The 10,152-nt window shown below is 41.2% G+C and carries 10 protein-coding genes; 7 read left to right on the top strand and 3 right to left on the bottom strand.

Annotation, left to right across the window (positions count from 1 at the left end; genetic code table 11):
• Positions 1–466 precede the first annotated feature (466 nt).
• Positions 467–1,036 carry a peptidylprolyl isomerase gene (locus tag MF4640_RS17300; RefSeq protein WP_078390365.1) on the bottom strand — a complete coding sequence of 190 codons (570 nt, stop codon included), beginning with the start codon at positions 1,034–1,036 and terminating at the stop codon, positions 467–469.
• 96 nt (positions 1,037–1,132) lie between these two features.
• On the opposite strand from MF4640_RS17300, the gene MF4640_RS17295 reads away from it, so the two are divergent.
• Entirely contained in the window at positions 1,133–1,801 is a 669-nt protein-coding gene (locus tag MF4640_RS17295) for an acetoacetate decarboxylase family protein (RefSeq protein WP_078390364.1), read from the top strand.
• 43 nt (positions 1,802–1,844) lie between these two features.
• Here MF4640_RS17295 and MF4640_RS17290 read toward each other — a convergent pair whose 3' ends face one another.
• A complete protein-coding gene (locus MF4640_RS17290) occupies positions 1,845–2,918 on the bottom strand; it encodes an alpha/beta hydrolase (RefSeq protein ID WP_078390363.1) in 1,074 nt (357 codons plus the stop codon).
• Between the two features lie 199 nt (positions 2,919–3,117).
• Here MF4640_RS17290 and MF4640_RS17285 point away from each other — a divergent pair, with 199 nt between their 5' ends.
• Positions 3,118–3,660 carry a hypothetical protein gene (locus MF4640_RS17285; protein ID WP_078390362.1) on the top strand — a complete coding sequence of 181 codons (543 nt, stop codon included), beginning with the start codon at positions 3,118–3,120 and terminating at the stop codon, positions 3,658–3,660.
• 143 nt (positions 3,661–3,803) lie between these two features.
• On the opposite strand, the gene MF4640_RS17280 is transcribed toward MF4640_RS17285, so the two are convergent.
• Positions 3,804–4,031, bottom strand: coding sequence for a hypothetical protein (locus MF4640_RS17280; protein ID WP_078390361.1), 228 nt, complete (start codon positions 4,029–4,031; stop codon positions 3,804–3,806).
• A 922-nt stretch (positions 4,032–4,953) separates the two neighbouring features.
• On the opposite strand from MF4640_RS17280, the gene grpE reads away from it, so the two are divergent.
• The 5 genes from grpE (at position 4,954) to MF4640_RS17255 (ending at position 9,987) form a co-directional block, all read left to right on the top strand.
• Positions 4,954–5,502: a nucleotide exchange factor GrpE gene (gene grpE / locus MF4640_RS17275; protein ID WP_004697399.1), complete on the top strand. Its 549-nt coding sequence runs from the start codon at positions 4,954–4,956 to the stop codon at positions 5,500–5,502.
• A 122-nt stretch (positions 5,503–5,624) separates the two neighbouring features.
• Positions 5,625–7,565 carry a molecular chaperone DnaK gene (gene dnaK, locus MF4640_RS17270; protein ID WP_078390360.1) on the top strand — a complete coding sequence of 647 codons (1,941 nt, stop codon included), beginning with the start codon at positions 5,625–5,627 and terminating at the stop codon, positions 7,563–7,565.
• A 114-nt stretch (positions 7,566–7,679) separates the two neighbouring features.
• Complete coding sequence (gene blaOXA / locus MF4640_RS17265; protein WP_078390359.1) at positions 7,680–8,504, top strand: OXA-211 family carbapenem-hydrolyzing class D beta-lactamase; 825 nt, start codon at positions 7,680–7,682, stop codon at positions 8,502–8,504.
• Between the two features lie 82 nt (positions 8,505–8,586).
• Complete coding sequence (locus tag MF4640_RS17260; protein ID WP_078390358.1) at positions 8,587–9,498, top strand: matrixin family metalloprotease; 912 nt, start codon at positions 8,587–8,589, stop codon at positions 9,496–9,498.
• Positions 9,499–9,612: 114 nt separating this feature from the next.
• Entirely contained in the window at positions 9,613–9,987 is a 375-nt protein-coding gene (locus MF4640_RS17255) for a hypothetical protein (protein WP_005401765.1), read from the top strand.
• The last annotated feature ends 165 nt before the right edge of the window (positions 9,988–10,152 follow it).

Below are 10,152 nucleotides of genomic sequence, written 5' to 3'. Positions count from 1 at the left end.
CAGCGTTCAATCTGAGCCATGATCAAACTCTTCAGTTAAAAATCATTAGTAGCTTATGGCTACAAATCTTGGCTCATCAATTTTCTGACAAATATTTCTCAAATAAACTTCGAGTAATTTTTACCATTCAATCAATGAAATATTTTCGATCGATCAATCAGTAAAAATCCACACAAGTTGTTCTTCATAATCTCTTAATGATCTTTCTAACACCTCGTCAGTGCTAGAAGCTGGACTCAATATACTTAACAACTCAGCACTTCGTGCTTCGTTCGTTTCCGTCTATCTCGTCGGTATGGGGTGCATTCTAGACCATTACGAAATCTTTGCAAGTGCTTTTAACTGGTTGTTTTATCGGGTGTTGTATTTTTACGCACTAAAAAGGTTCAAAAATATACAACCACGCACTTAACCCAATAATTTTAAAGCAGAAATATAGATTTAATATTTCTGCTCTCTTTTTTCATTACTTTTGCACTGCTGCTGCTTTAATATTCACACTGAGAATTTTAATAGGTTGTTTTGGTATATCTTGATGTGGCCCTGCACGTCCTGTCGGTACTTTAGTAATCTTATCCACCACATCCATACCTTTAGTGACCTGACCAAAAACCGCATAACCTGCGTTATTGGTACTTCTATCTAGAAAGTTATTATCCACCACATTAATAAAGAACTGACTGGTTGCAGAATGCGGTAGGTTGGTTCGTGCCATCGCCAAAGTGCCACGTTTATTCGATAGACCATTACTTGATTCATTTTGAATGGCTGGTCGTGTTGGTTTTTCTATCAGGTCAGCAGTCATGCCCCCACCTTGCACCATAAAACCCGGAATGACGCGATGAAAGATCGTGCCGTTATAAAACTTAGCTTTCGTATAGTCTTCAAAGTTTTTTGCTGAGATTGGTGCTTTATCATTAAACAGTTCAATTTCGATGTTGCCCATTGATGTTTTCATTTCAACAATCGTGTTATTTGCCATGACCGCCATACTCATACATGTAGCCGCCACTGCAACTAAACTCTTCTTTAACATTTCGTTACTCACAGCATTCAGATGTTATTAGATTTCGGTATATTAATCGTTCAGTATAAATAAAACACTACTTCTTCTAAGAAAACGAGAATAACGATGAATGAAGCTTTAGCCCTGTCTCAATTGAGTCAATTTCCACCTTGGCATTTACAAGGTGAAGCCTTTATTTTGAATTATTGGATCAGTCCGCAATTTATCCGACAATATAAAGCGTTTCGTATCGCCCCGTCCCCAATTGGTCGTGTGGTTCAAGTCATGTTGGTTCGTTATCATCAATCCCCTGTTGGACCTTATGATGAACTACTTTTGCTCGACCACCCTTTACTGAGCAAACGGCGTTTAAGTTCAATTCCTAAAATTTATGTGTCTACACAGATTTCAGTTGAACATGGTCAACAACTTTGGGGAATTCCGAAAGAGTTCGCTCAGTTTGATTGGCAGATGCAGAATGAAACTACACAATGCCAGCTTAAGACTCAAAACCAAACCTTGTGTTTAACACTCACCCAATGTAAAAAAGCACGTCCGTTTTATATTAATAGTCATCACATTCCACGTTCCATGCTCAAAATACAGCAAGCGTGGCAAGGTCAACGTTATGAGTTTTCTCCACAGTTTCGCGCAAAGCTAGTGAAACTGAAAAAATTTGAATGGGAAAACCATACCACCCTCTTTCCAGACTTTGGACAGGCCAAGGCTCTACAAAGTTTTTATGTCCCAAGCTTTCAGCTTGTTTTTCCAGAAGCCAAAGTCCGCTCTAAATAAAAAAAATGTTCCACGTGAAACATTTTTTAAAATTCATGCATTTTTATTTGGCATTCTTATCCCAAAATTTTCTAAAGTTCTTTGCCATTTCTATGGTGATTTTTTTTGCTCGACGAGAAATGATGGTGAAGTTCACAAACCCATGAGGTTGATCTAGATAATTCTGATAATAAACCTTATTGCCCTGCTGCTTTAATTTAATGGCATAAATTTCACCTTCATCATGCAATAAATCATGACCTGCGGTGATGACAAAAGCGGGTGCGACACTTTTTAATACGCCATAAGTTGGCGAAACAATAGGATCATCCAGAGCTACCTGATGTTGTTCAGCATACAACGATGTCACCCTATCAACATCTTGCCCAGTTAAGGTCAGTCCATCTTTATAAGCAAAGAACGATGGATGGCGACTTTTGAAATCGACTACAGGATAAATTAACAGTTGTGCACTTGGCGCATAAGCTTTTGCAGCAGTTCGCTGCGCCACTACGGCACTGATATTACCACCTGCACTATCGCCTGCCACCGCAATTCGGTTTTTCAAAATTTTGAACTGACGACGGTTTTGATACACCCAAGCCAAAGCATCTTCACAGGATTGAATCAATAAATGCGGGCCAACTTCTGGTGCCAAAGGATAATCAATACTGAGCACCTGTACTTTGGCATGGATCGCCAGTAAGCGACAGACTTCATCATGACTGTCGAGACTGCCAACCACAAAGCCGCCGCCATGATAAAACACCAGCATCGGAAGTTTCTTATTCGGTGCAGGATGATAATGCCGTGCAAACACAGTTCCACTTTGTAAAGGTAAACGTAAATCTTCCACTTGTTTTACTGCACTGGGTTTCGCGGTCAACATTTGAATTTGATGATCAAACAATTTACGCGAACGATGATAGTCTTCAAAAATAAAGCCCGATTTGCCTTGCTTATATTGAGCTGCCATTAAGCATTTAATAAAGGGATCTAATTGCTCAAACTGGTGAGGATAACCCAGCGCTTTCACCAAGCCTTCTTGTGCTACTGTCGGTAAGCGATCAATCACTCGTGCCGCACTGCCTTGGCCTTGTTCCATCCATTGTTGTAAAGTTTGATTCAACACGCCCATGTCAATAATATCCTTTTATCGTTCTTCATATTCTCTACATGATCAGCACTTACGTGACCATTCTCTTATATAAGTCTTCACATCAAGATACATAGCAATACGTCCTATACGCTAATCTTCTTTTAAGAGCTTGTCATTGACAATTTTTATGCCGATTTAGGAGTGTTTTGCTACTCCGTTTTTATGAAGGAGACCTGCCATGACTAAAAAAATAATATTCCTCTCACTCATCAGCACCTTGTTTGTTGGTTGTGTGGCTTTTCCTGAGGATGGCTATTATGACGGACGCTACGACCACCGCTATGATTATGATGATCGACGCTACGACCAGCATGATCGCTATGAACGTGAACGAGACCGCCAACGTTGGGAATACCAACAACGACAAAACCGCATCGAGCGTGAACGTCGCGAGGCAGACCGAAACCGCCAAAGACATGCTGAGTGGGAACGCCAAAAGCGTGAACAAGAACGGCAACGTATTGAAGCTGAGCGCAAACGGATCGCCAATCAACGTCATCACGACTGGCAACAGAAAAAGCGTGATCAAGAGCGATTAAACCAAGAACGTAAACGTTATGATGCTGAGCGTCAGCAACGACAAAATGCCGAACGAAAACGTCGTGAGCAAGAGCGTCAACGAACTGAAGATCGGCGTAAACAATCCAATAACGATCGTAAGCAACGTCCCGATGATCAACGCCGCCATCAAAACAAAGATTGGGATAACTCACGTCAATAACGATAAAATCGTCATCGCACATCAGACTGACGAAATAACACGGCTGAACAGCTTCTAATTATTTACTCCCTAAAAAAAGACCTTCACGGCATCCTGTGAAGGTCTTTAACAAAGCGAGTGTAAGAGAAGTTCTCTTTTAAGCTTTATTGTTGTGTTGTCGTAGGTGTAGATTGGATGGGCTCAATTTGAGCCGAAGGATCCGCTTGAACCTCGACTCCAGCACTTCCCTCAACGGTTGCTGTTGCATCTGGTGCAGTGGTCACTTGAGCGGACTCAGGCGCTGTACTGGTTTCATTTGAGCTACAACCCACAATCGCAAATGCTGAACCTAAAAGCGCTAGAGACAATAATGCAGTTTTCTTATTTAACATTCTTTCATTTCCTTTTACATCATACAAAAATAGCAAAGCCAAACTTTGCCCTGCCTATCTTTGTCAAATCCGAAAACTTTTACACACGTGCTGAGTTGTAGTTTTTGCAGACTCGAGTACAACTTGTGCAATTTTTTATTAATTGGGCGAAAATACCGCCTTAGCACTACATCTCCACAGCAATGCAAGTTAATGTGCTGATTCTTCATTGTTTCTCTCTTCGGTGAGCAGCACAAAAGGAAATCTATGCTTGGCCCATCAACTCTTCAGCATTGCAGAACTCTTGTATGCTGATACACGATTAAATAATGTTATTTTTAAAGTTTAAGCAAAAAAAGCTTAACCCAAAGCGGATTAAGCTCGAGAAAGCATACAAAAATAAAGAAACCACAGCCTTAAAAATCGAATTTTGAGTGCAAAGCTCGAATCACTCTGACAGCATTATACCTTTGCACCGAATAGAGTACTTTTGGGAGACGTACTATTCAAAAACCTAAATCTCTAAATTAAGAGGGTTTCCCCAAGCTATGCAAATAGGTCGCAGTCACCATACTTTGCTCTCTCCACAAAGTATGATCACCGCTGATGAACTCATTATGTGGTCAAGCGAAAAATTAGTAAAACAGATAAATTTAATTAAAATAATTCAATGTAACGATTAGCCTTTTTCAACATAAAAAAACTCAAGCAGAATTGGAAATGGACCTTCGGACAGAATAAGCACCTAGAAAGCCTGATTTCAGCAATTTTTTACCAAAAATACATGAATTAATCACTGAAGCCGCTTGAATTTTTGGCTGTTGCCCCGACCTTTGTATTAATCATGAATTTTATCACTCATGGCAGTTCAGGATTAACCCAGTTAGCACTGAAGCCAAAAGGACTGTACATGTTTAAGAACCCATTTAAACGGAGTAAATCTATGGCGGCTGAGCAAAACGAACAAGCTCAAGATCTAGGGCAAGAGCAAGCTGATCAACAAACAGCACAAACTCAAGCTGAAACGGAGCAAGCTGAAGTTTCAGTTGAAGATTTACAAGCCCAGATCACTAATCTGGAAGAAAGTTTAAAACTTGAAAAAGCCCGCACTGCAAATGCTGTATACGAAGCACAAAAAAGTGTAGAGCGTATTCAACGTGAATCAGAGAAGCATAAAGACACCGTTCTCGAAAAATTCGCAAAAGAGTTACTGGACTCAGTGGATAATTTAGAACGTGCCCTTAGCGCATCGGGTGAGGAAAAAACACCAATGTTTGAAGGTGTGGAACTGACGTTGAAATCGTTACTGACTGCACTGGAAAAATTTGGTGTGGTCGCAGTTGATACAGCAAATGGTTTCAATGCGGACTTGCATCAAGCAGTCGGGATTGATCCAAATGCGAAAGCCAACGAGATCGGAACGGTATTACAAAAAGGTTATACCTTAAATGGTCGTTTGCTTCGTCCAGCAATGGTCATGGTTGGCGCATAAACTCTATAAATTCGAGAGTTTGTAAAATTTTTTCTTGATTATCACTTGAAAAAAATTGAACGGCTCTCATATCGAATAACAAGCAAAAACATTGCAAAAAATAATTTTGAGGAAGCATCCAAATGGCTAAAATCATTGGTATTGATTTAGGTACTACAAACTCTTGCGTAGCAGTACTTGAAGGTGACAAAGTTAAAGTTATCGACAACGCTGAAGGCACTCGTACAACTCCATCAATTATTGCGTACAAAGATGGCGAAATTTTGGTGGGTCAATCTGCTAAACGTCAAGCGGTAACCAATCCTAAAAACACATTATTCGCGATCAAACGTTTGATCGGTCGTAAGTACCAAGACCAAGCAGTTCAAAAGGACATCGGTCTTGTCCCTTACAAAATCATTCAAGCGGACAATGGCGATGCTTGGGTTGAAGTAAACGACAAGAAACTTGCACCACAACAAATCTCTGCTGAAATCTTGAAAAAGATGAAGAAAACAGCAGAAGATTACTTAGGTGAAACGGTTACTGAAGCCGTGATTACGGTTCCTGCTTACTTTAACGATGCACAACGTCAAGCGACTAAAGATGCAGGTAAAATTGCAGGTCTTGATGTTAAACGTATCATCAACGAACCAACGGCTGCTGCACTTGCGTTCGGTATGGACAAAAAAGAAGGCGACCGTAAAATCGCGGTTTACGACTTAGGTGGTGGTACTTTTGACGTATCAATCATTGAAATCGCAGACCTTGATGGCGACCAACAAATCGAAGTGTTATCAACCAATGGTGATACCTTCCTTGGTGGTGAAGACTTTGATAACGCATTAATTGAATTCTTGGTTGAAGAATTCAAGAAAGAACAAAGTGTGAACTTGAAAAATGATCCACTTGCGTTACAACGTTTGAAAGAAGCCGCTGAGAAAGCAAAAATTGAGCTTTCTTCATCAAATGCAACTGAAATTAACCTTCCGTACATCACGGCTGATGCGACTGGTCCTAAACATTTAGTGATCAACGTAACGCGTGCAAAACTTGAAGGTTTAGTGGCTGATTTGGTTGAACGTACAATCGAACCTTGCCGTATTGCACTTAAAGATGCAGGTCTTTCAACGTCTGAGATTTCTGATGTGATCTTGGTGGGTGGTCAGTCTCGTATGCCTCTTGTACAACAAAAAGTACAAGAGTTCTTCGGTCGTGAACCACGTAAAGACGTGAACCCTGACGAAGCGGTAGCAATGGGTGCTGCGATTCAAGGTGCGGTATTGTCTGGTGACAAAACTGACGTACTTCTTCTTGACGTTACTCCGTTGACACTTGGTATTGAAACCATGGGCGGCGTGTTAACAGCAATTATTGAGAAAAACACCACGATTCCTGCGAAGAAATCTCAAGTGTTCTCAACTGCTGCGGACAACCAACCTGCTGTAGACATTTCTGTGTTCCAAGGTGAACGTAAAATGGCACAGCAAAACAAATTGTTGGGTAACTTCCAATTGGGCGACATTCCACCTGCTCCACGTGGTGTGCCACAAATTGAAGTATCGTTCGACATTAACGCTGACGGTATCTTAAAAGTATCGGCTAAAGATAAGAGCACTGGCAAAGAGCAATCAATCCAGATTAAAGCAAACTCAGGTTTGTCTGATGCTGAAATCGAAGCAATGATCAAAGATGCTGAAGCGAATGCTGAAGAAGACCGTAAGTTCGAAGAACTTGCGAAAGCACGTAACGAAGCGGATGCATTAGTATCTTCTGCTCAAAAAGCAGTGAAAGATCTAGGCGAGCAAGTAACAAGCGATGAAAAAACTGCTGTTGAAACTGCAGTCGCTGAGCTTGAAACTTCAACTAAAGAAAATGATGTAGAAGACATCAAAGCGAAAACTGAAGCACTTCAAAACATCATCATGCCGATCACGCAACGCGCTTATGAAGCTGCGCAAAGTCAAGGCAGTGCTGAAGGGTTCGACCCGAATGCATTCGGTGGTGACGCTGGTCAACAACAAAAAGCGGACGATGGCGTTGTAGATGCTGAGTTCACTGAAGTAAAAGATGACAAAAAATAATTTGTCTCTGTAATAAAAAACCGCGCTTTCGCGCGGTTTTTTATTACCTCAATATTGTTGTTTCACATTCCACTTTTACATTAGGATGATAAAAAATTTAGATCTCAGCCTTCAATGAAAAATTTACAATTGGGCCTCATCGCCCTAATTACAACCTTCGGTTCCGCATGTACCACAATAACCCCCTCCGTAGAAACAGCTAAAAACCAACATCAGCAAAGCGCGCAGCAGCAGATCCAACAAGCCTTCGATCAACTCCAAACCACGGGGGTGGTTGTCATTAAGGATAAACATGGCTTACACAGCTACGGTAATGACTTGAGCCGTGCTCAGACACCCTATGTACCTGCCTCTACCTTTAAAATGCTGAATGCCTTAATCGGACTAGAACATGGTAAAGCAACCAGCACCGAAGTATTTAAATGGGATGGTCAAAAGCGCAGCTTCCCTGCTTGGGAAAAAGACATGACTTTAGGCCAAGCCATGCAAGCATCTGCCGTTCCCGTTTATCAGGAGCTTGCACGGCGCATTGGCCTAGACCTGATGCAAAAAGAAGTGCAGCGCATTGGATATGGCAATCAACAGATTGGCACCGTTGTCGATAATTTTTGGTTAGTCGGTCCACTGCAAATTACGCCTGTTCAAGAAGTCCTTTTTGTGGAGAAACTAGCCAATACAAAACTCGCTTTTAAACCCGATGTACAACATGCAGTACAAGACATGCTGCTGATTGAACAAAAACCGAATTATAAACTCTATGCCAAATCTGGTTGGGGCATGGACCTAGAACCGCAAGTGGGCTGGTGGGCAGGCTGGGTCGAAACTTCAACAGGTGAAAAAGCGTATTTTGCTTTGAATATGCATATGAAAACAGGGATTTCAGCCAGCGTGCGTGAGCAACTGGTCAAACAAAGTCTGACAGCACTGGGAATAATTTAAGCCCACAGAGAAGACACATTTTTTATGTTGCAAAGGTATTTTTTACGCTAAAGTAGCTAAAAATAAAGATATATAAAGAAATATGCGTCAAAGTCTTTTGTTTGCTTTGCTGGGCTTTTTAGGGTTGATTCTGTATCAAAATATGCAACAGCCTCAGCTGCGCCTCAATCCACTGCTGGATCGGCTCACTCATCCATTCGATCAGCGTATTCGCTATCGTATTGCGGAAGTCGATCCACGTTTTGCTCTTAGTGAACATGAGTTAAAGCAGATTAGCCAGCAAGCTACGGACATTTGGAAACAGGGTTTGGGCCAAGACTACTTTGTCTATGACCCCAATGCTCGGCTCAGTATTCGACTCATTTATGACCAGCGTCAAGATGAGTCGGTACAGCGCCGTGATCAACTGTCTAAACTGACACAAAATGAACAAGGGCTGAGTCAGAAGAATACTGAACTCAAAGCCATGCAACAAAATCTGGCACGCCACTCAGGGGCTTTAGATGTGCAAAAACAGAGTCTACAGGAACTTAGCCAAAACTATAATGCCATGATCCGTCAGTATAACCAGCACGGCGGAGTCCCTGCTTCGCAGCAAGCGGCCGTACAACAGAGTTTGGTGCAGCTGCGTCAACAGCAACACGTTTTAGACCAACAAATTGCCAGCTTTAACCTGCAAGTGAATGCCTACAATCAAAAGGTAGATGAACTGAACCGCTTAGATCAAGGCCATAATCTGGCCATCGACCAGTTCAACCAACGCTTCCAACCCCGTCTATTTGATAAAGGACTGTTCAATGGGCGTGAAATTCATATTTATGAGTTTGAGTCCAAAGAAGACTTACGTCTGACTTTAGCGCATGAATTTGGCCATGCCCTCGGAATGAAACATCATAATGATCCGAAAGCCCTGATGTACCCAATGCTAGAAGAGCAAGATATGCAGCATTTTCGTTTACAAAGTGCCGATATTGCATTGTTTAATGCCCGTTGAAATGATGAATTGCTAAAAAAATCCCCTAATTTTAATATGTGTATAAAATACAATCACAGCACATCTTGACTCGGGTTCGTGTTATTGTAAATAATTGAATATCCACTAGAAGCTTTGGAGACGAATGTGAGTTACTACCATATCTTAATCGAAGTAAATGACCACATCAGTACGATTGAAGAAACTCGTGATATCGAAATCTTTGATATTGTTGAGATTCAACCTTATCTCCATTCTATTCTATTGCCCTATTTTAACGAGCAGCTGTTAGAACTTGAAGATGAAAATTTAGAGTTTAAGGATGTTTTACATCTGGAAGTGAAACAGACGCTTTTACCGATCAATGACTTGATCGAAGAAGAACAGAAACTGTTACCGAGTGACACCGATGTCACCATTACTGCCTATGAAGTTTTTAATAACCGTGACTTAAGCCAAGATGTCACCACGATTATTTTTGACTTACTCGATGCGATTAAACTCGATTGAAAGCGAATGATTGCACATAAAAAAGCCCTCATCATGAGTAATGCTGATCAGTTAAGACAAAATAGCTGAAATGCGGTAAAAATGAGCGTATCCAGATACGCTCATTTTTTTATGACTTTTTCTCAGAATTTAAGTTCAGCATTTCAGCAGACAGCTCCTTCACTT

Source organism: Acinetobacter sp. MF4640, from assembly GCF_002018895.1.
Taxonomy (GTDB): domain Bacteria; phylum Pseudomonadota; class Gammaproteobacteria; order Pseudomonadales; family Moraxellaceae; genus Acinetobacter; species Acinetobacter johnsonii.
Note: the sequence above shows the minus strand (reverse complement) of the source record. Positions and strands in the feature narration are given on the sequence as shown.

What these genes read in the sequence shown, in the direction of transcription:
- MF4640_RS17300 (WP_078390365.1), bottom strand. Translation starts at nt 1,036, where the DNA reads ATGTTAAAGAAGAGTTTAGTTGCAGTGGCGGCTACATGTATGAGTATG.
- MF4640_RS17295 (WP_078390364.1), top strand. Translation starts at nt 1,133, where the DNA reads ATGAATGAAGCTTTAGCCCTGTCTCAATTGAGTCAATTTCCACCTTGG.
- MF4640_RS17290 (WP_078390363.1), bottom strand. Translation starts at nt 2,918, where the DNA reads ATGGGCGTGTTGAATCAAACTTTACAACAATGGATGGAACAAGGCCAA.
- MF4640_RS17285 (WP_078390362.1), top strand. Translation starts at nt 3,118, where the DNA reads ATGACTAAAAAAATAATATTCCTCTCACTCATCAGCACCTTGTTTGTT.
- MF4640_RS17280 (WP_078390361.1), bottom strand. Translation starts at nt 4,031, where the DNA reads ATGTTAAATAAGAAAACTGCATTATTGTCTCTAGCGCTTTTAGGTTCA.
- grpE (WP_004697399.1), top strand. Translation starts at nt 4,954, where the DNA reads ATGGCGGCTGAGCAAAACGAACAAGCTCAAGATCTAGGGCAAGAGCAA.
- dnaK (WP_078390360.1), top strand. Translation starts at nt 5,625, where the DNA reads ATGGCTAAAATCATTGGTATTGATTTAGGTACTACAAACTCTTGCGTA.
- blaOXA (WP_078390359.1), top strand. Translation starts at nt 7,680, where the DNA reads ATGAAAAATTTACAATTGGGCCTCATCGCCCTAATTACAACCTTCGGT.
- MF4640_RS17260 (WP_078390358.1), top strand. Translation starts at nt 8,587, where the DNA reads ATGCGTCAAAGTCTTTTGTTTGCTTTGCTGGGCTTTTTAGGGTTGATT.